General features: G+C 30.1%; 15 protein-coding genes. 2 read left to right on the top strand and 13 right to left on the bottom strand.

The window, feature by feature from the left end:
- Positions 1-10: 10 nt before the first annotated feature.
- From G324_RS0100690 to G324_RS0100650, 9 genes are all read right to left on the bottom strand, one after another.
- Positions 11-1,549 (bottom strand): glycoside hydrolase family 28 protein, encoded by a 1,539-nt coding sequence (locus tag G324_RS0100690; RefSeq protein ID WP_025724474.1) that lies wholly within the window; start codon positions 1,547-1,549, stop codon positions 11-13.
- 2 nt (positions 1,550-1,551) lie between these two features.
- Positions 1,552-2,085, bottom strand: a complete 534-nt coding sequence (locus tag G324_RS0100685) for a hypothetical protein (RefSeq protein WP_025724473.1) — start codon at positions 2,083-2,085, stop codon at positions 1,552-1,554.
- Entirely contained in the window at positions 2,075-2,881 is an 807-nt protein-coding gene (locus G324_RS0100680) for a hypothetical protein (protein ID WP_025724472.1), read from the bottom strand. The genes G324_RS0100685 and G324_RS0100680 overlap by 11 nt, the downstream gene beginning before the upstream one ends.
- Entirely contained in the window at positions 2,865-3,995 is a 1,131-nt protein-coding gene (locus tag G324_RS0100675; RefSeq protein WP_025724471.1) for an ABC transporter ATP-binding protein, read from the bottom strand. The genes G324_RS0100680 and G324_RS0100675 overlap by 17 nt, the downstream gene beginning before the upstream one ends.
- 1 nt (position 3,996) lies before the next feature.
- Positions 3,997-5,556, bottom strand: a complete 1,560-nt coding sequence (locus tag G324_RS0100670) for a hypothetical protein (protein ID WP_025724470.1) — start codon at positions 5,554-5,556, stop codon at positions 3,997-3,999.
- 75 nt (positions 5,557-5,631) lie between these two features.
- Positions 5,632-7,761, bottom strand: a complete 2,130-nt coding sequence (locus tag G324_RS0100665; RefSeq protein WP_025724469.1) for a type 2 periplasmic-binding domain-containing protein — start codon at positions 7,759-7,761, stop codon at positions 5,632-5,634.
- A gap of 31 nt (positions 7,762-7,792) precedes the next feature.
- Complete coding sequence (locus G324_RS0100660) at positions 7,793-8,662, bottom strand: carbohydrate ABC transporter permease (RefSeq protein ID WP_025724468.1); 870 nt, start codon at positions 8,660-8,662, stop codon at positions 7,793-7,795.
- Between the two features lie 9 nt (positions 8,663-8,671).
- The gene (locus tag G324_RS0100655) at positions 8,672-9,760 is read right to left on the bottom strand and encodes an ABC transporter permease (RefSeq protein WP_025724467.1); all 1,089 of its coding nucleotides are present in this window, start codon (positions 9,758-9,760) and stop codon (positions 8,672-8,674) included.
- A complete protein-coding gene (locus G324_RS0100650; RefSeq protein ID WP_162146767.1) occupies positions 9,757-10,317 on the bottom strand; it encodes a hypothetical protein in 561 nt (186 codons plus the stop codon). Before G324_RS0100650 ends, G324_RS0100655 begins: the two co-directional genes overlap by 4 nt.
- 80 nt (positions 10,318-10,397) lie before the next feature.
- On the opposite strand from G324_RS0100650, the gene G324_RS06995 reads away from it, so the two are divergent.
- Positions 10,398-11,270, top strand: a complete 873-nt coding sequence (locus tag G324_RS06995; RefSeq protein WP_162146766.1) for a pectinesterase family protein — start codon at positions 10,398-10,400, stop codon at positions 11,268-11,270.
- 128 nt (positions 11,271-11,398) lie between these two features.
- Here G324_RS06995 and G324_RS0100640 read toward each other — a convergent pair whose 3' ends face one another.
- Together G324_RS0100640 and G324_RS0100635 are read right to left on the bottom strand one after the other, a co-directional pair.
- Positions 11,399-12,802: an MATE family efflux transporter gene (locus tag G324_RS0100640; RefSeq protein ID WP_025724464.1), complete on the bottom strand. Its 1,404-nt coding sequence runs from the start codon at positions 12,800-12,802 to the stop codon at positions 11,399-11,401.
- 70 nt (positions 12,803-12,872) lie between these two features.
- On the bottom strand, positions 12,873-16,259 hold the full coding sequence (locus G324_RS0100635; RefSeq protein ID WP_025724463.1) for an immunoglobulin-like domain-containing protein: 3,387 nt from the start codon (positions 16,257-16,259) through the stop codon (positions 12,873-12,875).
- Positions 16,260-16,414: 155 nt separating this feature from the next.
- Here G324_RS0100635 and G324_RS0100630 point away from each other — a divergent pair, with 155 nt between their 5' ends.
- A complete protein-coding gene (locus G324_RS0100630) occupies positions 16,415-17,551 on the top strand; it encodes a glycoside hydrolase family 88/105 protein (protein ID WP_025724462.1) in 1,137 nt (378 codons plus the stop codon).
- Positions 17,552-17,596: 45 nt separating this feature from the next.
- Here G324_RS0100630 and G324_RS07540 read toward each other — a convergent pair whose 3' ends face one another.
- Positions 17,597-22,330, bottom strand: a complete 4,734-nt coding sequence (locus G324_RS07540; protein ID WP_025724461.1) for an InlB B-repeat-containing protein — start codon at positions 22,328-22,330, stop codon at positions 17,597-17,599.
- Positions 22,331-22,502: 172 nt separating this feature from the next.
- Positions 22,503-26,006, bottom strand: coding sequence for a pectinesterase family protein (locus tag G324_RS0100620; protein ID WP_025724460.1), 3,504 nt, complete (start codon positions 26,004-26,006; stop codon positions 22,503-22,505).
- Between the last annotated feature and the right edge of the window lie 100 nt (positions 26,007-26,106).

Raw genomic sequence — 26,106 nt, 5'->3', positions numbered from 1 at the left:
AATATATTTACTATTTCTTTACAATTTTAGGGACATTCTCGAAAAGATAATCTTCTCCATCTTGACCACTAATTCTAACATTATTTATAATCACTTCATCTACATTTCTAAACTGAAACCCTTGTTTGACTTGAGGTTCTAAAAAACTCATCATAGCTGGAGCGAAGGGCTCAGGATTATCACTGTAAGTAACTTCTATATTATCTAATGTGATAGATTTGATAGGTTTTTCTTTTAATCCATAAAAGAATCCAGCAGCTGCATGTGTATTTTTAGCAACGATATTTTTAAATGTAAATGATCCTAAAAATGGTGTTCTTTCATCTACTTTAAGCGCTTCTTTACTCCAAACATACTCTGTTTTGCCATCATCATCACAGAAATAGTACATATTTGCTACAAGTGGTGTACGTACCTCATCCATTAAAATGTTATTAAATGTTACACCATCAATAACCATTGATTCTCCACGACCACGTCTTGTTTTTATTCTCAAACCACGGTCTGTCTTGTAGAAATAACATTTTTCAACAGTTAAATCTCTAATACCACCTGAACACTCACTACCTAATACAACAGCACCATGTCCATGTTCCATAAAACAGTTTCTTACAATCATCTTTTCAGTAGGTTTACGGTATTTCATTCCCATTTCATACTTACCCGACTTAATTGCAATACAATCATCACCTACAGAAAATTTAATTCCAATTAAATTTACATGGTCACTACTTTCAGGATTACATCCATCAGTGTTTGGTGAATCAGAAGGAGATTCTAATTTAATATCAATAAAATCTAGGTGACTACTGAAGTATGGATGTATATTCCAAGATGGTGTGTTTTTAACTGTAATTCCTTGAAGTCCTATATGCGTACAATGACTTAAGAACACACCCTTTGGTCGCCATGCGCCACCGCGCATAACTTTATGATTTACCCACCAGTCAGAATTTTGAGCATTTTCATCAATAATACCTTCACCAATGATTTTTACATTATGAACCTCTATACCGGTAATAAGTGATGCAAAGGTATCAGCAGGTGTTCCTTCCCAACTTGATTGTTCAAAAATTGAACCATCTTCTCTAATAATTTGAGCTTTTAATATTGGGTATTTATTACGATCAGTTTCACCTAAAATGGTTGCACCCTTAGCAAGTTCAATTGTTAAATTACTTCTTAAAAATATTGGTGCTGTAAAATAAGTTCCCGGTCCAAAGTAAATATAAGCATCTTTTGGCGTTTCATCAAGCAACTTTTGAATTGCTAAAGTATTATCAAATATACCATCTGATATTATTCCATAATCTTTTACATCCATAAACTTTGAATATGTGTCTGTTCTAACAGATATTTTTTTTTCATTTACAGATACTTCATAGTTTGTATCTGGACTTAATCCATAAATAGAAAATACATTTGTTTTTACATTTTCTAATTTTAACTTGCCATCTAATAATACATTATAAGCTTCTTTCGCATAATAAACGTCATTATTTAGTAGTTCTATTGTTACTGATGTTGCCGATTTAAATACAATTTGCATATTTACTTCTCCTTAATTATAACTTTTCTGCCTTTATACCAAATCATATCAAGTAGTAAAATATATAACCCAAAACTTATTGGATCCATTCCACTTTTTACACCTAATAATATTTCACCTAATGTTGGTATGCCAATGAATTGGAATACTTCAACAACAATTGTGTGAAGTATGAGTGCTTCACCTATCATAATTGCAGCATAAAGTAATGACAGTAGTAATGACACTAACTTCTTACGATCTTTATTAGCTTTAAAAGGTAAATATTGTAGTGTTAATTGGTCAGGTCGATCCATATGATAAATAATTTTATTTGTTACATATTCCGTTAATAACCCAATTAATAAAAACATTATAAATAATTGGTCATATATATCTGATCTAAGTGCGGATTCTGTTGTCATGAATGCAAGAAAATAACTGACTCCGGCTACCCAAAACTTTAAAAACCCTATCTTTGTACTCGCTTTAATTGTGCTGAATTTATCAATAAAATAGGGCTTGCCTATTCTATTGTCTTTATTTTTATTCTTCAATTTTTACATATTTCCAATCTATATATTTCCATGAGAATACTGTAGATGCAATACTAAATAATATTCCTAGTCCAAATACGATTAATGAAAAGTATACTGATGACCCATAAGTATAGTTTGCAGATACAGTTGGTTCAATAATAAATACATATGCATAAGCTCCATAAGCAGCAGTCATGATTGCTGTTAATGCGGTAGAAATAATCACATTAAAAGGTGCTCTGGTTTTAGAATAACTTACTGAATTAAATATTTGAATTATAGAAAGTAAATTTAAAGCAAAAACCATAAATGTAGCCATAGATTTTAGATTATTTGAATATAGATTATTGATTGCATCAAAATGTGATTTTAATTCGAATCTAATTTCATTGACTCTAAAGTCAACTAACCCAGTAATTAATAATACTGCAATAATTGTTAAAAATAGAGGTATTCTTTGCTTGTTAAATTTATACCAACGTTTCCATGTAAATGGTTTTTTAAATGATAAGGTTTCATCTGGTAATTTACTTGAATCATTTAACAGTAATATACCCGTTACAACAAACCCAAATACAAGAAAGAATATTCCCCAGTTTTTTAATACGGACTTTTTATAACCTTTTTTATGTTCTGAAAATAGTTCAATAACGCCCATACCTGATGCTAGGGCTAAAATTGCACCAAATACACCTATAAAGGTTCCAACCGCTTTAATATTCGGTGATAAAATTGTAATTATACTCCAAATCACAGTAGTCGCAATAGCAAAATATGTACTTAGTGGGAGTTTTTTATTAGTCTCTTGATTCATCTTGCGCTCCTTTATCGTGATTTATTGCATAAATTCTATTTTCTGTTTCATTATCAAAGAAATAAGTATTATCTAAACTAAAGTTAAATACAATCTTATCGCCTTTCTTAAATACAACACGTTCATCTACTTTTGAAATAACTTTTTGTCCACCAATTGTAAAGTGAACAAGTGCAGATGCTCCAAGTAACTCATAGTTTGTTACAACTGAAGGTACACCTTTATTTTTACCATTATCAGCTTCTATCATAACATGTTCTGGGCGTATTCCAATAACGACTTCTTTATTTTTAAAGTTAACTAAATTATCAGCTATACTTACCTTTGAAACATCAACTACAGTACCTTCTAAATCAAATGATAAATCATCATTTAATTTGGTTCTAAAAATATTCATAGGAGGTGTTCCAATAAAGTTTGCCACAAATAAATTTTTTGGATCCGTATAAATCTCTGTTGGAGAACCTATTTGTTGAATGTAACCTTGACTCATGACAACAATTCTATCAGCAAGTGTTAAAGCTTCAATTTGATCATGCGTTACATAAATCATTGTTGAACCTAATCTAGTATGAAGTAATTTTAATTCCTTACGCATAATACCACGTAATTTAGCATCAAGATTCGATAAAGGTTCATCAAATAAGAATACTTTAGGATTTCTTACAATCGAACGTCCTACAGCAACTCTTTGGCGTTGACCACCAGATAGGTTTGCAGGTTTTCTATTTAAATAAGGGGTTAATCCTAGAATATCAGCAGCCCACATCACACGTTCATGTATAATTTCTGCTTTTTCTTTTCTTAAAACAAGTGAAAATGCCATATTATGATACACAGTCATGTGTGCATATAATGCATAGTTTTGAAATACCATTGAAATATCACGATCTTTTGGTGCTAAATCGTTGATTTTTTTATCATCTAGAGTAAGTAAGCCTGATGATATTTCTTCAAGTCCTGCAATCATTCTAAGTGTTGTGGATTTTCCACAACCTGATGGACCGACTAAAACTATAAACTCTCCATCTTTTATATCTATATTAAAATCGAAAACTGCTTGTACACCAGAAGGATAAATTTTATTAATGTTTTCTAACTTCATGGTTGCCATATTATTTTCCTCCTTGAGTCAAATATGCTTTTAGTTTCTTAGACTTGTTTAAAGATACAAATCCTGCAACAAGTGTAAGGATTGCTGAAATACTATGTGCAATTGCAATTTGTACAAATATGTCCATTGGAATTTGATTACTATTAAATGATAATAGTGGAACATAGAATATTCTTGCAATGTTAATTGCTGAAATAACCATTAAACCATAAGACCATTTTATTGAGTATGCTTTTACTTTTTCTGCTGATAAGAATATAACTAATATCAGTACAATTGAAATTGTTATATCAAGACCCACATTAAAATCCGGTTTTACTCTAACTTCATCAGCAAGTCCAGTAAATAATGAGTAGTTAATTGATGTAAACAGACTCCAAATAAAGAATATTAATCCACCAAATGTTAAAGTGTAACCAGTAGAGTTATTTTGATAACGCATGCGATCTACTTCATTTTTAGCTGTAGGAACTTTAAGTGCGATTGGTAATAATAGTAATCCACCAAAAATAGTTGTAAATATTAAGTATATAGAATGACCAATTAATGTTTGTCTAACAACTTCTTCTGTTTTAATTTGACGAATCACTTTTAGTGAACCAAGATTAATTAAACCAATAAGTAATAGTATTAAAGTTGCAAATCCGATTAAACTTGAATGTAGATTTACAATGGATGCCGTATTAAAATCAATAATTCCATAATGATTTAGTGCATCCACTATTGTTGATATGACAGGTAACCCAATCATTAAAACAGTAACTAACAATGTCCAAATATATGATGCATTGATAAGTAGTTTATGATTTTCATAAAACTTACCTATATCTTTATGTTCATAAGCCAATACTTCTTTTTCTGTAAAGTCAATAATTTCTTCATCCACTGTAGGAATTTGATTCATAACTTTTTCACTAACTTTAATTTCACCTTTTTCAACTTTAGCTAAGGTTTCATTTACCCAAACTTCTCTATCTAAGTAACTTTGATGTTTTAATCTTTCATCAACAAATAACCAAATACCTAAACCTGCATTAATTAAACCAATCAGTAAAAATGGCAGTGCACCATTTAGTGCCTCGATTATACTCGGTCTAATATCGTTACTTTGGAATGAAAGTTGGATTAAATAATTCCATTCATCCTGGAAATTTGCAAATGAATTTGCAAATTCATTTTTTAGGACAGCAGATCCAACAAAAATGTAAACGCCAGTTGCTAATGAAAATACAACGACAACCCAAATTAAAACATAGTTTGTCCAATAGTATTTTTTTCTAATGTGCGTACCTACCATTAAGTTAAGTACGGAACCAACTAGTCCAATTACTGCTAATAATGCAATAATATCATTAGTTTGTTTTGCTAAATCAAATAGCGGTTGTGTAGCTCTAAAGGTTTTACCAAGGACCTCTGTTCTAGCCCAAGATGTTGCAAAACCTAATGCATAAATAAATAACACAATAGAAAACAATACAATCAAATAGAATATATATTTTTTCCAGTTTTTTAGTAGATTATCTACTAATTTAGTTTTAAAAGTTGTATTCGTTGTTGTCATAGTTAACATCCTTACTCAAACATTTTTTTTGGTTATATGGTGGGAGGTAATACTCCCACCATAACCAATATTAATTTAATTACCTAAAGAACGAGCGTATGCTGCTCTAACTGCTGTTAAATATGCAGTTTCATAATTTTCTGTTACTAATAAAGCTTTGTATGCTGCTGCTGAAATTGTATCTTGTGTACCTGAGAATCCATTATTCATTAATGCAAGTAACACACCATCAGCTGTATGATTTCTAAATGTTGTATTTGCACGTGCATCAATTTCGATAGCATTGTATGGTAAGAATGTAGGAACTAATTTACCAAAGTTTCCTAAATCGTTAGCATTTTGGTGACCAGCGATTTTTAGAACTCCAGCTTGTACAGCTGTATTAATTCTTTCAATACCTACAATACCATCACCACTTAACGTTTGATACTCTAAACCTAATGAACGTACGTGACCAATTGGCATTGTTGCTCCAATGAACCAACGTAAGTAGTTAATGTGGTTACCATTAGCTTTAGTTGCAATTTCACCTGATGAACCTAATACTTGAGTTTGGTGTAATTGATATACAGCTTCGCCATTATAGTCTAGAACTGTACCACTTCTCCACTCAACTGGTCCATATAGGTGGATATTTCCTAATGATTCTGCTTCTGAGTAATCATACATACCATCAACGATTGCTAATGCTCTGTCTAATACTGAAGGATCTTTTTCTAAGATTGATGCTGGAATACCCCAAGCTTCATTCTTAACTGAACGGTTAGATTCTGAGAAATGGAAGTAATCATTTCCACCTTTCCAGTTAATTACTGGAGGTAAAATTGCTTGGAATTCCATATCATCATCTAATTTCTTACCACCGTTGTCAATTAAACCTGTAGTAGTAGATGATGCATTATAATCATATGTTAAGAATCCAAAACGTCCAGTTGGATTTGGGTTTGTTTCAGATGGAGCTGGTGCAGCACCACTTAATAATTCTTGACGTAAGTTTGTAGTTGCAAAACCTGATACGTTTGGAATTAAACCATCTTTAACTAAATTAGATAATTGATTTACTGAAGAGATGAATTTATCAACTTGTTCTCCAGCTCTTGCTTCATGGATTTTACCATCTTCACCAATGTATAACCATTCGTTTCTTGATGATGCTCCACGAATACCAAACATTTCTAAGCCTCTAAACATTTGACGTACACGGTTTCCACCTTTTTCACGTGGGAAATACATTTCAATTGATCCGATTGTACCAGCAGGAACTTGGCGTAAGATATATTTAGGGTTTGCATCAATTACATACATTAATGCAACTAATTCATCAATATCATAAGATGCATCAGTTCCAGCAAATATATCTGATAATTTAGCGTAGCCATGAGCTGAACCATAAACTTGGCTAATATATCCACGGAATGCATCAGCTAAGTTTTTACCTGATTTAACTTCAACAGCACGTAATACATCAATTACGTTTGTTGTTCTTGTTTTTGTAACATTACGAGTTGTTCCATCAGCGTTTGCAACTTTTACAGTATATGTTGCTGATGCTGGAGTTTCTTTTTGATAATTTGTACCTAAAGCATAAACATCAGTATCAAATGCATTTGTATTTTCTGCATCTAAGATATCTTTAATCCAGTCAATACGTGCTAAGAACATATGTTCAAGCTCATTGATACCATCAAAGTAAGGAGTAAAGTAGATACCACCATCACCTGATGTAATTGATTGTTTAACTGCTGGGTTTGCTTCAAAGAATGCTGAAATATTTGGCATTTTATCTAAGTGTTTACCTAAATCAACAAATGATCCTTGAACACCTGCATCCCCAATTAATGCACCTGTACCATTAACTAAGTCAATGTCAGGGAAACCAACATCTAATAATCTACTAAACTGATCATTTGTACTTTTATCAGATACTAAAGCTTTATCGACGAATTTTGTATTAGTTAATTCACCGATTTTTTCCCAAGCTGGTAATAAATCACCTTTAACATATGTTTTACCTGGTTTCATCACTGGGCTATATGAATCTTCCCTTTGATAACTTATACTATATAACTGTCCTGAAGTTGTATAGTTAATTGCAACGTTTAATTCAACTTCTTTACTAAAATCTGGCTTGTATTCTTTTGGTGTACAAGCGATTAAAGCAAGAGAAGCTAGTGTTAACGCTAATAATGAAAATATTTTTTTCATTACAAATCTCCTTTTCCTTTTTCTTTTTTTATTATTCTTTGACTCCACCAACATTAACCCCTCTAGCAAAATATTTTTGCAAGTAAGGATATATAATGATGATTGGAATAACAGACAATACAATAGCTGCATAAGCAAGCGATCTTAATGAGTATGGGTAATCAAATCCAGTTTCCGAATCACCTGATTCTGAAACAATTGATCTTAATATTACTTGTAATGGGTGTTCATTTGCATTTGAAACTAAAATTCTGTTCCAGAAATACCCATTCCAACGTGATAGCGCATAGAATAATGTTACTGTTGCTATGGCTGATTTACTCATTGGTATGTAAATGGAGGTTAATAATTGTAATTCATTTGCTCCATCAACAACTGCTGCTTCTTCAATTTCTTTTGAAATACCTTGGAAATAGTTTCTTAATAGTATAATATTGAAAGCTTGAACCCCAAAACCGTAGATAATACCCCAACGGTTTGAGACGAGTAATGCTTGGTAGTTATAGTATGTAGGCATTAACCCTGCACTAAACCACATTGTAAAGATAATAAAGAATGCAATTTGGCGTTTAAATAATAAATTACTTTTTGATAATGCGTATCCAGCAAATATTGATACAACCATTGAAAATAATGTACCGTAGAATGTGTAGAACAGTGTATTCGTGTAACTTCTCCATAAACGTACACCTTGTGCAGGTTCTTGGAAGAATGCTTTGATTGCTAGAAAATCTGGTTCTACTGGCCAAAATACAACCGCTCCTGCATCCATCGCATTTTTTGATGAGATTGATGCAGATATTGTGTATATAAAGGGATATAAAGTTGCAAGTGCAAATAATGTAACAAGTACGTAAGCTAATATTTTAAATATAATTTCACTAGTATCTAATCTTTTCATGTTGGACTCCTAAAATAATGATGTATCTGACACACGGCGTGAAATGAAGTTAGCGCCCAGTACTAGAAACATAGCAATGAATGAGTTAAATAAGTCAGCAGATGTTGAGAATGCACGTATTAGATCTGGTGGTACAGATAACCCTGCACTTGAACCATAAACGTTTCCTAATCTAAGAATAAATGTTGATAATACGTCTGCTGAGTCTAGAACCCAATGCACTTCGTTTTCAGTCATTAAAATGATTTTTTCATAACCGACCGATAATATACCACCAATACGTAAGATTAACATAATTGTTAATGTTGGTGCCATACCCGGTAATGTGACATATCTGATTTGGTCTAATTTGTTTGCTCCATCTATTTTAGCTGCTTCATATGAAGTAGGTGAAATAGACATGATTGCTGCAAAATATACAATTGAACCATATCCTGCACCCTCCCATATATCAGATAATATAAATATTGATCTGAAGTAAGCAGGATTCCCTAATAGATTGGTTTCGTTTGGAACTGCCCCCAACCAGACTAGGAAACTGTTTATTACACCTGGTTGAATATTAGCATCTGCTTGACCTGGTCTTAACATTAAGAATAATAATGATGTAATAACAACAGTACTAATAAATTTAGGTAAATAGGTTAAGATTTGAGTAATTGATCTAAATCCATCACTTTTAATTTCACTAAATAAAAGCGCTAGAATAATTGGGATAGGAAACCCAAATAGTAAACCATACATTGAGATTGTAAATGTATTTCTAAATGCTCTCCAGAATAATACAGTATACTCTCTTGTTCCAAACATTAACTCCCTTAGGGCATAAAAACCAATCCAAGGGGATTCAAATGTATTACTTGTAATGTTTGCATCATATGATTTAAACCCGATGATAAGTTCTAAAATCGGACGATATCTAAATAGTAAGAAAAATACGAGTACTGGGATGAGCATTACAAAGATTGGCCATTGTCTTTTAATTGTTAACCAGTATCTATGTAACTTAGACTCCTCCATTTCTTTATAAATGGACTCTTCTCTTAAAGCCTCAAGCTCTTGATAAGATATAATTGATTGATTGTTTGTTAGATTCATATGTCTTCCTCTGCTTTACTATTAATTAAATGTGTTTTCATATCAATAATTAGATTTTTTTGTACTGCCATAATGATTATAATGAGTGAACATAATATTAGATTGATTAAATGTCTGATTGTTATACCTAGTAAGGATACTTGAACACCTAAAATACTACCTACAAGATATTCTGATGTAAACATGAGTATATATAATATATTGAACGCTATTAAATGATAGAGCCATCCACCAAGTTTAATCTTTTCAATATATTTAGTGGTAAATATTGTAAGTAAGAATATTGCATAAGAGATTATAACCATTAATACAAATTCATAACTTCTAAATATTTGACTACGATACAATATCAAATGCAATACTAGGAAAACTCCATTAATAAGAAATCCTTTTTCTTTCCACCGATGATAAATTAAATATATAATTACAAAACTTGGAGCAATGAATACGGATTCTGTAATCGGTAATTCTAATGAGGAGGTTGCAATCCAGCTTGTTATAAAATATGCAATAACATCCATTAGTATGCCCCATACTGTTAAGATTAAGATATCCATCCACATAAACTTCTTAATTGTCAATTTCTTATACTCCGTTTATAATTAATATATAACTTTTATTTTTAGGAGGCAAACAAATGAAACAACACTACGTTACACCCCAAACTGATCTTCAACTTTTATTTGATCAATTAGATCCTAATTTTTTTCATACAATTTATTTATCTAAAGGTACTTATAGGCAAAAACTTAAACTTTCATCATCTAATGTAACCTTAATTGGTGAAGATGTAGATAATACAATCATTGTATATGATGATTACAGTTATAAACTGCATTCAGATGGTCTACTTCATAACACATTTAGAACATCAACTTTTACAATTACAGGTTCTAATAATGTATTGAAACATTTAACAATTGTTAATGATGCAGGTCATGGTCCAAGAATTGGACAGGCTATTGCACTTTCAATTTACGGTAACCACAATAGTGTTTTAAACTGTAAAATTTTAGGCAATCAAGACACTTTATTTATCGGTCCTTTACCAGAAGACTTATCTATACGCTATGCACATATACTTCCTTTGGATGAACGACTGACATCTTCTACTAAAACCACTATATCTAATTCCACAATTACCGGTAACGTAGATTTTATATTTGGTAGTGGTAATTGTCTATTTAAAGAATGTACATTGATTTTTAATAACGATGGGTATCTGGCTGCACCTTCAACTTATGAAAATGGTATTGGTTTTGTTTTCTATCATTGTATTATAAAATCATTGGACCCTCATTTTAATATTGTTCTAGCAAGACCTTGGCGTGAATTTGGAAAAACAACTTTTATTCACACTAACTTTATAGATTTAAATATAAAGGATAGATATCATACTTGGGATAAGTCTCATTTTGAATTTAGAGAGTTTCCATATATTAATGATCAACTTAACAAACCGTTAGATGATTTATTCAAACAACGCATTACCGATTTATTCTTTAGGTGATAAGGACTTTATATTGTATCGTCTATCATGATAAACGCTGTTTATAATACACGGATATTCTATCATATAAAAAAATAAATGTCAACGCTTTCATAAGAAGTTATTTGACATTTATTTTTTTTTACATTTTATTCGATTTTTAGATAGTTTAAATCTTGGTATCCGTACGTTTTTAGAGTGTATATAAAACGTATCGCTATAATACCTGCAATGATAGTTGTTAGGCTGTTAGAAAAAAACATTACAAAGCCAACATCCCTAAAGTTCTTACCCGGTAAGAAGGTATACATTAACCAAAGCACTGGAAGCCTTAAGAAAACCACCCTGATGATATTAATCCAAAAAACTACTTTTGTCTTCTTAAAGCCAATAAATAATCCGGATATTGCTGATATTAGTGCACTAAATACTAAACTAAATTGTTCATAATTATAAATTTCTAATATAACATAACGTTGTTCACTGTCAAAATTACCTAATAAATTTAACATTGAATCCTTAATAAACCAACTTATTATTAATCCTACAACTGAAACAACCGCTGCATAAGTAATTGCTATATAAAATGACTTTATTGCACGGTCCAACCTTCTATATCCTATGTTTTGTGAAATAACTGCCATTTCGGTTTCATGAAATACGTTTGCAACCGATGCAAAAAATCCAAATATTTTTCCACTAATACCTAATGCCGCTACCACATAGTAATGGTACATTAATGCAATACCATTAATGAAAACCTTCCCCATATTAAATAAAAACTTACCTAAAAATACAGGAATTGCCAGTATGAATATTTCTTTCATAAAACTATTTTCTATTTTAAAACTACTTAAATTTAGTTTGAGTGAATTCTTTTTATAGAAAAGTAGAATATATACTCCAATAAAGGTTAACATCAATTGAGCCAACATACTTGATAATGATAACTCAAATAAACCACCACCGAATACTTTAACCCATACAGCAGATAATATCAGTTTGATTGCCATTACAATGATATTGGCATAAAGTATAATTTTAGTATTACCCTTGGCTTTCTCGATACCTATAAATACCGAGTTAAAGGCTACTAATCCAGTTGTAATCATTTGGATATTATAATAAGAAAGTCCAGAATCAATAATTTCAGGAGTTGCTCCAAAAAACTGTAAAATAATTGTACCAAAACTTACCATGACAAGTACAATACCAAAAGATACGATAACAGCCAATAAAATTGCTTGTGCAGCAGATCTTTTGGCAAGATCAATATCATTCGAACCAAAGTGCTTTGCAACTATCACTGATCCTGCAGCTGCAATTGAACCACCAAAAGCCGTTACAGCTAGTCTTAATTCATCAATAAAAATAACTGATGTGACAAAGTTTGTATTAATTCCTGATATTAACCAAAGGTCAATAAATGCATATAGATAATTAAATGTCTCGTATATGGCCAGTGGTATTGAAAGAATTAGTATCGTCTTCCATAAATTACCTGTAGTTATTTGTCTTCTTCTTGCTTCATCTTGTTTGTTTAATAATTGCATTTTTTTCCTTATTCTAATTGTCATAAAAGTTGTGGTAATCAAATACCACAACTTTATGTTTTTTTTAATATTAGTTTAATTTTAGCATATTAGATTCGATCGTCCATAATTGACTATTTACAATCGATCCTAAATTTGCTTCAAACCACGTTTGATTTAATTCACTTAGTACAATAAATCCTGTTTGTGAATTTAATCCTTTTGAATTTATAAAGTTAGGTGATTCTACAACATAATAGTTAGATACAACAACTTTTCCAGCATCAGCATTTCCTACAACATATCCATAGTAATCAGAATATACTCCACTAACATCCGGTTGGAATTCAAATGATACATCGGCTAATAAATTACTTGCAGTCACACTTGTTGTTGTATTATCTTCTTTTCCTATTAAAATACCTAAGTTATGACGTCCTGTCACATTCACATCTAGTAAAACAACTCTGTTAAATTCTGCATGAGAACGAATACGCCCTACAACCACACCAATCATATCTGATTGGGTATGTTTAATGTCAAGACCATTAACATAAATATCATTCATATAAAGTTTAGTATTTGTTTCAATACCACCAATGAGACCGCCCGTATATTTAGCAGCTGTTACAGTAGCGTTAATATCAACATTTAGTACTTTAATATTATTAAATGTTGCCTCACCTGTACGTATACGCCCAAGTAATGTACCTGCATAGTTTTTAACAGTTGTTAGGCTAGAATTCTTAATTGTAATATTTTCAAAAATTGCACTTCCATAAACATATGTTGCAAGAATTCCTGCATCATCACTTGGTTTTGTTTCAACCATAACATTTGGATCATCAGAGGATGGCTGATATAATGATGTAACATTATAATTGATATTATCTAGTGTTAGATTTTTAATCATTCCACCATTTATTGTCATAAATAATCCACCACGTAATACTTGTGCAGAATAATTTTTTAATGTATAACCATTACCATCAAATACACCACCAAATACGTTTGCTGTTGAAAGTTGGTCTAGTCTGCCTGTAGATATATCTATGTCATTTACTAATATATAATATTTACCTATTGAATCAAATGATGTAATCATTGCATTTAATTGATTAACTGTAGATATTTCTATAATAACCTCATTTATTATATCTATTCTAATCACCTCAGATGTTAAATCTTCTCTTTGAGTAAATAAATATATATAAGGTAATCTTGATGTTGAAAGATTATTTAATCTACCATTTACATTTTCAATTACAGCTGAATTTAAATTATTAGATGCTTTTAAATCGCTAATATTTAGATTTGGATTATCACTAAATAAATAATAAATTGTTCCAGAGTTTTTATATACACTATAGTCTATGTTAATCATGCCGTTAAATTCTCTAGATGCATTATAACGGTAAATTTCGTTTGCTTTATTCGCATCATAAACTAAAACGTTTTGTTCCCAAATAAATTCATCCCAATCATTATGCGTATTCTTAAATGTATAAATGACTTTATATTCACCTTCAACTTGATTATTCAAGTTAGATGTATCGATACTTAGTGTATAGTCTCTATCTAAAACATATTGAGTTCCACCCTTATAGAAGTTCGTAACTCTAGGGTTTTGTGGTGTAAACTCTTGATTTATTTCAATTAAATCATCTTCAATTATGATTGATGCAGGATCAATTTTATGTCCCCTAACCGCTACAGGAGAAATTGGATTTGATAAAATACGTCTAATTTCTAACCAGTTAAGTCCCGGAATTTCACCTGGTCCTACATAATTATCATTTAATACTTTCCCAATAGATTCTGGACTTACAAAATAGTTTAAATCGGGATTTCCTTTGTATTGATAAGGTACTTCTTGATAATTTCTAAAGAAGAATGGTATTCTTGGCATATTAGAGTTACTTTGACGCCAAGGTGTAAATGGATCATCTCCTTGTTCACCTTCATTTGAACTACCTAAATAATAGTTACTACCGTTAATTAATATTGAGTTTTCTACTTTATAACGTCCAGTATATTTAGGATCTGTGTTACTATCTTGATGCGTTTTTATTGGTTCAGCAACATTTATTAATTTATTATTTTCATATAATATTGCAGCTTCTTCAGTAGGAACCATTCCTTGGTTAGGTAAACTCATTCCTGTACCACTAATTAACCCTCTTACACGTTCTAATCCAGTATTGTCTTGTAAAACGTTATAAACATGGACATCACCTTGACGAAGTCTAGGTAATCTATCTGCTAAATTAATAAATCTTGAGTGATGGATTGTAACAGTAATTGTGTCAAATCCAAGGCCCATTGTTGTATTACCTAAGTTAAATCCTTTTTTCTGCATGGAGGTGTACTCCATGATTTGTTCGGGATTTAAGTATTCTCTTAATCGAACATATCTGGAATTTGCAGATGTTTTATTTTCATTTGACATATAGTTTTCTTCTAAGTAATTAATTTGTTCTCTAATAAAATCATTTACTTGAAAGTTTAAATCTAAATATGAAATCGTAAAATTAGATGTACCACCTTTGACATCGACAAGTCCATCATATGATTGATCAAACTTTAGATGATCTAACCAAACACCATTTGTTGTTTCAATAGTAAAATAGTCCCAGTCTTGGTCATCATAGTTTGCTGCCATATCATCATCCCACTCCCAGATACCTGTTAAGTGTAGGTTTCTAATAACGATATCTTTAGATGTTTTTATAATAGTCGTTAAGTGAGATATTTTTGCACCATTTTCTGAATAAATCATTAATCCTTCATTTCTATCTTGAATGATTAATTGTCCAACACCTTCTTTAATTAATGTTGGATGAAGTGATGGTACATTGGCATTCATTCTATAAAATGAACCGTTCGTATAATGTGAGTCTATTTCTTCTTGTGTTTTACCTTCTAAAAGTAGTTGTTTTACTACATTTTCATAACCCATGTTTAAATCATTGGTAATTTTTATTACTTTAATCGATTTATTAGCCATCGCATCTAAAAACTCAACAGGTGTTGATACTTCTACGACTTGTTCTGCTAAGCTTGCTCTGTTAGAAATTGCTAAAGATGCAAATCCGTAATCAGATTTATAAGCGTTTAAATCAAATATCACACTATCAACAGATAAAACATTTACAGGAAAACGTTTTGTTTTAAAAATACCTTCTAACGTAACAGTTGCTATCATTTCAACTGATGTATTTTCATCAGGTCTTCTAACTTCACCTTGGTTTGTAATGATGCTCATTTGGCTACTACGCCATGTAATTGTTGCATCAGGGTATTTTGTAGATTGTGTAATTAATTCTAGATTACTACTTGTTTCTGAAACTGGTTTAATTTCCTCAAATATTTCTTCAAATGTTTGATCACCTATTTTGGGTGTTGCATTATTATCACAAGCAACCAATATACCTGCAAATAATATTATCATAATTATTATTGTTAATTTTTTTATCATAAAAATCCTCCCCTAAACTCAGACTATTTTCATTTTAACTTTTCACATGTTTTTTGTAAATGTTACAATTGCACATATAATTGTGTGATGTGTATAATTTGCATATATGATTATCATTTAAAATCGTTATAATATCTTATATGAGGTGAATATTTATGTATAAACATATTGAAAAGTATATTGATCATTTAATTTCTGAATCAACTCCTGATAAACCCGCATGGAATATCGAGGTTAAAAGACAAGGAAAAGCCAATCGATGGAATTATATCGATGGTTGTTTTACATCTTCATTAATTGCTTTATATCATGCTACAAATAACAAAAAATATCTAAATTTTGTTACGGAATTTGCTGATTATTATGTGAATGATGATGGTACCATTAAAGGGTATGATCCAACACATTATTCTACAGATGATGTCAGTCAGTCAAGAATTTTATTTGATTTATATAACATTACTAAAGAGGATAAATACCTTAAAGCAATCTATCATAGTTATAGTCAAATTGAAGGACAGCCAAGAACTCAGTCTAATAATTTCTGGCATAAACAAATTTATCATGATCAAATTTGGCTAGATGGCTTATATATGATGCAAGTATTTTATACTAGGTTTGAAAATGATTTTAATAACGAAAAAAACTATGATGATATCATAAACCAATTTAGAATGGTTCGTAAAATAATGTTTAATGAAACTGATAAACTTTATTATCATTGTTATGATGAATCTAAATCGCTTTTTTGGGCAAATAAAGAAACAGGATTATCCAGTCACTACTGGTTACGTGCTATAGGTTGGTTAGTTGCAGCTTTTGCTGATGTAGCAACTTATATGAATCGTACCGACTACAAAAAAGAACTGAGTAATTTATTGAAAGAAACTATTGATGGTTTACTACAATATCAAGATGAAGAAACTAAAATGTTTTATAATATTGTAGATAAAAAAGACTATCCCGGTAATTACTTAGAAACATCCGGTAGTTTACTTATTGCTTATGGTATTTTAAAAGCTGTAAATGAAGGTTTATTAGATTATTCTTACTACAATATTGGTAAAGATATATTTGATTCAACAATAAAAAACAGACTTACATATGAAGATGGTAAGATTGTATTAAAGGGTATTGTATTAGTGTCTGGATTAGGTCCTGAGGATAACTTACGTAGAGATGGTACAATGGCATATTACCTATCAGAACCAGTTGTTGAAAATGATGCTAAAGGTGTTGGTCCAATGATCATGGCTTATACTGAAATTATTAAGCATAATTTGAAAAAGTAAATGAAAAGGATAGAATTTAATAATTCTATCCTTTTTTCTTACTATTTATTCAATCACTTCAATATAATATACAACAAGTTCACGGTTATCACGTTTGATTGTATAAGTTTTTGCATCGGTTAGCGTAACTTCAATATATGCAAGTCCATCTTCGCTATAAAGTTCATCTAAATTATATATTACACCATCAATATCTAATCTACCGCCACTTTGAATACTACGGGTTCTTACTACAATTATTAGTGTAGAGTTTGTAGTTTTGGTAGTAAAGGTAAATGATGCGGATGAATTTAGTTTGGATGTATATCTTATTTCATTTCCATAGATGTTAACTGATGTTGTCATATCAACAGCTCCATCACCTATAAAGGTGAAATAATTGTCTGTATTTGTTGATGAATCCATAATATACTTATAACTATTTCCTTGGAGTTCTTCGTAGATACTCCATCCTTCATGAAGTTTATCAATATGATTTTGGGTAAATAATACTAGATATTTTGTATGAAGTGTTTGATAACTTTGATAATAATAAACAAAGTTAGATGAGTTTTGTCTTGTTATTTCTAAAATATTTAAGTTTTCAATAAATAACTTTATATCATGGGCTAGTCTCATTTCATTAAGTTCTTCTAGTCCTTCATGAAGTTTATCAATATTAGTAATTAAGTTTTTATCGTTTTCTGATAATAAATTATATGCCGATAATAATGATTCATAAGTAATAATTAAATCTTTAATTTGAACAAGATCTTCTAATCCAACTTCATTTAAATTAGGTAGGTCATCAATGCTTGAAATTAATGCATCTATTTTAAATGTCTCAAATAATTCTTCAGAATTTATAAGTACTTGATAGTTATCAATTAAAGCTTTAATTGTAACATTTGCTTCATCATAATACTTTCTTGCTATATTAATTTGAGCAAATGATTCTTCATTTACATCACCAATTTGGTTAATTAGGCTCTCGATAAAAGTTTTTCCAAGTGCGTTAAATGCATTTATTTTTTGTGTTAGTAATGTATGATTTACTAATAACTTTTCATCATCAAGTAAATTATCATATGCATTTTTTGCATCATTTATTAATTCTTCATGTGTTTTTGAGTAAATCAGTTCACTTGGTAATGAATTAATGAGTTCATTTGTATGATCAATTCGTGCTTGTTTTTGTTCTTCTGAATCTATTGTAATGACATAGCCTGCATTAGATTCTTTAGCTTGTGATGTTCCTTTAGATGCACCATGTGCTTGACTAGATTCAATCACATATGTTCCAGGAGCTATATTTAACTTCCCACTACCTGTAATTAATACCTCACCATAAATTGTTACGAGTACAGGAGGTATTGAGGTGTTAGAAGAAATTATTTCTACTTCTGCAGGTACTAATATTTTAAATACAATAAGTGGTTGGCCTTTTAATATTTTTGTACTAGATTGTGAAATAGAATCATTTATAATTATTGGTTCTATATGTGTTATTTTTTGTAGGGTTGGTGCTTGATAAGTTTTAAAGTGTCCTGCATAGATCATAACCTCACTTCTTGCAGTAACTGCATCGGTAAGATGTTCAACATTTGATTTTTTGTTTACTTCATCATAATAAAATACATTAGGATTTGTATCAAAGTTTTCAAACTTATTTCCTGATACTACATTTTGACTGCGATCATTTACTATGGTTGCACCATCTGTACCATATGTTGAATATTTAATTTCATTAAATGATTTAATTGCACCACTATCTACTCTTGATGGATTTTTTGTTGCAATAAAGTAGTTAGCTTCACTAAATATGTAGGCATTAACTCGAGTGTTTTGAGCATAACTTGCTTCGTTTTGATTATCATCTGTAGTTTCAAATATGTTATTGTACATATGAATATTAGCATTTCTTGCAAGTGGTATACGTGATGCATTGTTTTGCCAATGATTATGATGATATGTAATATGATATTGTAGTGATGAATCACTAGATCCTACAAGGTTTGTTTTATGAGCACCTAAAAACTGATTATAGCTAATAGTAAAGTATTCACCACGTTTAATATCTAATGATCCATCACCATTTGCTTTATCGCTTTCAGCAGGATTTGGATGATATCCTTCATAGAATGTTACATGATGTATCCATCCTCTTTGAACAGGGGATGTAAGTGTGGTACCTGATTGAACACCTTCAAGACCAATCGCATCTTCTGGATAGTGTCTAAATGTTAAGTTCTTAGCTTCAAAACCTATACCACGTCCTGCGTTCATAGCCATAAAGTGTATACCCCAACCATAAATTTCTGCATCTTCTCCAATACCTTCTATTGTTATATGGTTTGCATTTCTAATTCTTGCCATGGAGCCATTATCACCAATAGAACCACCTTGGTTTGTAGAGTTATATATGGTTAGTCCTTCAGGTGCAGTAATTTTACCAATCATTCTAAATACGATTGGTTGGTTAAAATATGCAAGTGAGGTTAATTGGTTTTGTGTACTATGTGTATTTGATGAACTACTAAAATATTGATTATTATTTAATATCCAACCCAGCCCTGTTTGTCCAATACCAGGAATTGTAATATTATTTTTGTTTTGTTCTGTGACATAAATTACTATTGCATTTTCTTTTAATAATCCATCATCATTATAAGCGCCAATACCTTCTGTGTAATTAAAGTGTGCATACCCAGATCTATCTTGTCTATTCGTATAAATTTGAGTAATATTTAGTTCGGTTTGATTAGAAGTCGTTATTTTTATATCATAGTATCCTTCTTTTATACCTACAACATCAACTCTTGCAGTTGTAGCATTAATTTGTCTAATTAATTCTTTATCAACGCTCATCCATGTTGAATGATTAGATTCTTTATATAAGACCTCTGCATTTGATGCATCATTATCTAACCATGTAGCATAAATCGCTTCAAAATATGAACCATGAAGAATTTGCGCTTCAGCGTCATTTTCATTAATAAATTTAGCATAAAGTGTAGTATCTGCATTTAACTTGGTTTGTGTGAAAGGTAATGTTAATTCTGGGTTTATAAACCATCCTACAAAAATAAACCCTGTCTTAGTTATATGAGGTAACTTTAGTAATTCATTTTCATATAAGTTAAATGTTGTTTCACCTGTAATATTACCACCATTTAATTCAAGTTGTAGTTCATAAACAAGTGCATCTCTATATTCTAATGTAAGTGTAATATCACTAGTAATTGGTGTATCTAAATCAAATGTTACACCATCAAGTAAATAACCTAAAAATACTTTACCTTCAATTACTGGTTCTGATAACGGAGGTAATACTTTACCTTCCTTTACTTCATAAATAATACCATCTATGGTTACTTTGTATGTTTCTAAAATAGCCCAGTGTGCATATAAGGTTATATTTTCAGTAATCTGTGATTCAAAGTTAAAGGGTATATATATATCTTTATTCATTGACCATCCTAAAAAGTCAAAATTAGGTTTTTCCGGATCAATTGGTGGTGATAATAAATCACCAATTTCAATAGTTTTATTATCTAATTGTGTTCCACCTTGTGTATCAAATGTAACTTGTATTTTTTGAGTATCTTTTTCGTTTTTATATAATCCAAAAAACAGTATACCAAACTCTTTTGAAGTACTACTATTTCTTTGAATGACATATGTTGATATATTTGTTAAGGTGATTTCTAGTTCAATATACTGTTCAGTAAATATATGTGTAAAATCATTAATTTTAACTTCTGATTGTCCTACTAGTGTATTATTCTCACCAGTTTTTCTTCGTCCTAAAACAAGTATTAATTTTGTATTTTCTTCAGTAGTTGTAAATGTGATTTTACCACTTGAATCCATCTTGTATCCTTGTTCAAGTGTATTACCTTTATAATCATATGTTTCATAATTTGTTGATGTTGAATTTTTATCATCAAATGTTAAAAATGATGAATCTTTACCTAAAGTTGTAAAGTTGTGTTCATATATAACATTTGAATCTGTTTGATTTATTGGTGTAAATTTTGCATAAAGTGTTAAGTCTTTAGTAGCTTTTAAATTAAAATCATATAAGGTGTTAAATGATGGTTCTAAGTACCATCCATTAAAAGTGAAATTATCTTTTGTTGGCGTTTGTGGTTCTATAAACTTTTCATTTTCTAAAACAAGTTGATCACTGATAGATGTTGCGCCATTTGTTTCAAAAGTTAATTTATATTTGATTTCGTTTTGTTGTTCCCATTTTGCGATTAATTCAATATTTGAATGGATTATTGTATCAAAGTTAAACTCTAAATCGTTTAAGAACCAGCCTAAAAAATTATAACCAGATTTTTCCGGATCTATAGGTTTTATAACTTTAGTTCCTGAATCTATGGTTAGTTCATCTATAATTGTTCCACCATCTGAGTTAAATGTAATCGTATATTTTATCAAATTGTTTGTTTGTTTATTTACAGTTATTATAAATGTTCTTATTTCTTGTAATTTAGAATATTTAAAATAAACAGTAATTGTTACTTCTTCATCATTTTGAGTTCTCTTTACTGTACCAGTTTCATCAATAACACTTTTATTAGAGGATTCAAATAGTATTTGAATTTCTCCTAAATCTGTAATTGTTGCTACATTTGGTATGTTTAATTTATCGTTTGTTAAACTTGTATCAAACGTAAAATTATCTGCATATGTTTTTAGTTTATTTAAATCATCTTGATTAACATTGTCACATGCAAACAATACAAAAAGCGACAATAGTGTAATCATTAATGTAAATACTTTTTTCAATCCTTTATCCTCTATTCTTATACTTATTTTCTAATATAGATTTTACACTAAAAAATTTTTATACCTATATATAGGTTGCATATATTTTTATGTGAAAGGGCTCCTACTTGATGAGAATAAGAGCCCTTATTTTGATGTTATAAAAACATCAAGGAGAAAAAACTTCAATTAATTAATTTGTAAGTAAACTTATTAGATGTTGAATGTTTTCATCATAATTAAATGTACCTACAAAACTTAAATCACCATTATTAATGTTAAAGAATACATCTTTATTTATCCAATTATTTTTTTCTGCTAGGGTTAAAACTTGAGCAATTTGACTTGGTGCATAAGCAAGTATTTCATCACTACTATTTTTATTCTCAAATTCAAAGAAACTTGCTAGTTCTGGTATATTCCCACTCATGCTTGTCCAGTGATTCGGATCTAAATTATCAAACATAATTTTATTTTCTATGAATGCAACATTAGCCTCTTGAGCCCAAGGACGGCCAAAAAACACTTTTCTTGATGGTGTCTTATCTTCAGCTGTTAATGTATTATTATAAAATAATACTCCATAACTTAATAATCCATCTGCCGAACTATTTCCATTAAATCCTTTATAAGCTGTAATTACTGCATCAGCGTTTGAGCGGTGTAATGTATGAATGGTTGAGTTTTCTATGAAAACCGGACCACCATTACCAAAGATGTAATCAACTGCTCCTTCAATGTATGTATCTAGATACCACTGTCTACCTGATTTTGCATATAGTGTATCTTGTACACCATAAAATGATACTTTATAATAAATAGCTTGATCTGCTTCACTAACTAGAGCAACGCCTTGAGATGCAGTAATTAAGTTATTATAATAATCATATGTATTTTTAACTGTTAAGTTAGCCATCATAAAGTTTGTTGCATTTGATTTAACTGCAACAGATGCAGATCCTTGTGTACCCCAAATACCACCTTCTGGTTTTTCAAAACCAGCTGCTTGATCATAATATAGAATGGTTTGGGTTTGTGACTCACCAATGATTCTAACATTTGGCATGTCTATGGTTAATTTTTCATAATAACTACCATTTTTAATATATATGATTTTTTCAACTTGACCTAAGTTTGATTTTTTAAGCGCAAGTAGTGCTTCTTTTACAGTTTTAAACTGTGGATTTGAAGCATTAAATGAGCTTTTTATCATACTTTGATCAACTTCTATAATTACTTTATCTCCTGTAGGTATTAATACACCATTTAATAAAGTTATATTAAGTTTTAGTGTTTCAAACTCTAAGTATTTAAACGATACTTCATAATTACCCGGAGTAGTTTTATCATAATCTGTTAGAATTTCTAAATTTGATTGTGATATTCTAATTGATTCATCATTACTTAATTTAGCAAAAACATGTATATTTGTAAGATCTAGATTTTGATTAGGTGTATATAGACTTACAAAATCTGTTTCATAGGTATAAATTGATTCAATTTCAACAACATGTACATCTAAGATTCTTTCAAATCCTAAATAAGATACAGTCACTTCATAATTTCCTGAATGATTCATATCCAGTACTTGTTGATCGATTATTAAATTAGGATTAGAATGCTCAATTTCTTCTACTTGACCATTGGTATAAAGTAGTTTAATAATTAAGTTTTCTATATCAAATAGATCACCTACTATATAAAGTGGTTTCATATTTGTTAAATCAAATATTAAACCATATGGTTCTACTGTAATGGTACGGTTTAGTATAATATCATTATTTTCATATTTAAATAATTCATTAAATGTTAATTCGTTAAACCAATTTTGTGTGATTTCAGCACTTAATTTTGGACTACCTTGGTTAGGACTAATATTACTTCCACCTTCATAATCTCTAAAAAACACTGATGTTTCACTTGCATAAAATGCATTGGTAAGTGTAATTGTTCCTTGTGAGTTTCCTACAAATGAGTTGTTGGTAGTTTCATTTGTTGTGAATTTTGTATTTGAAAAATATACTTTATTTGCAGTAATATTAACACCTGATATGGATTGTCCTACTAATGATGCAACTTGTTTTGTTGCAGTTAAATTCCCTCTCATTACGGCGTTATTAACATTTAGACTTATATTTGCTGTACCAAATCTACCTACAATAAATGCCGCAGTTGCACCCGTTGACTTAATATTACCTTCAAAATATATATTTGATACATTAACTACTACATTTGAAACTCTTAAATAACCAATAAGTCCTGCTGTATGTTCATTTCCAGAAACTATGGAATCTCCATAATTTCTAACAATAATGTTTGAAATTGTTATTGGCACACTAGGGTTAAAATTATTTGCATCATCTCCTGCGATAAGTGCAGTGTAATTTCCTGTATTTGTTACCGAAACATTAATAAATTCTATGTTATCAACAACAGCACCACCATGGATATGTGCTGCAATAAATCCACTAGCTTCACCACCACCTTGAAATTTTGAATTTTCAATGGTTAAGTTTTTTATTGTACCTGTTAGATGCTTAAATAAAACACCTTGTTTATTTGAACTACTTGATGCATCAATGTTTTTAATTTTAAAACCATTTCCATCTAAAATGCCTGAAAAAGTTCTAGTGGTACTTAAAACATCAATTTTTTGTCCATCAAAATCTAAATCCTTAGTTAAGATATAATTACCCCCATCAGGATTGTTTATTAGATTAATAAACTCTGCTTCTGTCTTTATTTCTATTGGTGATCCAACTTCCCAAATTGCATAAAGAATTGTATTCTTCTTTACTGGAAGTTCAAAGTCATAAACTGATAAGCTATCAGCTAAAGTTGACCAGCCTTTAAATACATAACCAGGTCTATTAGGTGCTGAAGGAATATTTACTAATCCACCATCAGCTATTAACTGATTTTCAACTAACGTACCACCTTGAGTATTAAATGTGACTGAATAGACATTTAACCACTTAGCATAAAGTTTTATATTTTCAGTTACTTGATCAGTTGTGAAGTGCCACTTTGTATTAAATGTGGATTCTTTATACCATCCATCAAATTGATAATTACCTACTCTTGTTACTTGAGGTTCATCAATTAAAGTCGATTCTGCAACATTTAAATCTTCAACTAATGTTCCACCATTTGATTCAAACGTAACTTTATAGTAATTAATTATAAGTTCCCATTTGGCATAAAGTGTGATGTTACTTGTTACTTTATCAGATTCAGTAACTGGTATAGTTGTTGCTTGATCTTTAAACCATCCAATAAAGTTATAACTATCACGTAAGGGTGTTGAGTTTGTAAAATCTATAAGGTTTGTATTAGGTGTAGTCATAATTGGTAGTAGTTTACTACCACCATTTGATTCAAAACTGATTTCATAAAAGGTAGGAACTAATGGCTTCCATTTAGCATAAAGTGTAATATCACTTTCTACGAAGTCAATATTAAAATCCCATGGTTTTGTAAACTCAATATCTCTATACCATCTTTCAAGTATGAAGTTACTTTTTACAATATTCATTGGTTCAGTTACTTTGTAATTTTTCTCAACTTCTTCAGTAAATATCGCATCACCATTATTAGGTTCAAATGTTACTGTAAAAATTCTAGTATCTTTATCGTTACAAGAAACTAATATCAAAGAAATCATCATAATAATAAAAGTTAATATTTTTTTATTCATAATTATATATTTTTATCCCTATATGTATATTATTCTGTTTAGAAAAGAGCCAAGGGTTTATATTGGCTCTAATCTATACATTTTAGAATGGAGGAAACCA

Source organism: Acholeplasma granularum ATCC 19168, from assembly GCF_000526235.1.
GTDB classification, from domain to species: Bacteria; Bacillota_I; Bacilli_A; order Acholeplasmatales; family Acholeplasmataceae; genus Acholeplasma; species Acholeplasma granularum.
This window is presented reverse-complemented; position numbering and strand designations above follow the sequence as displayed.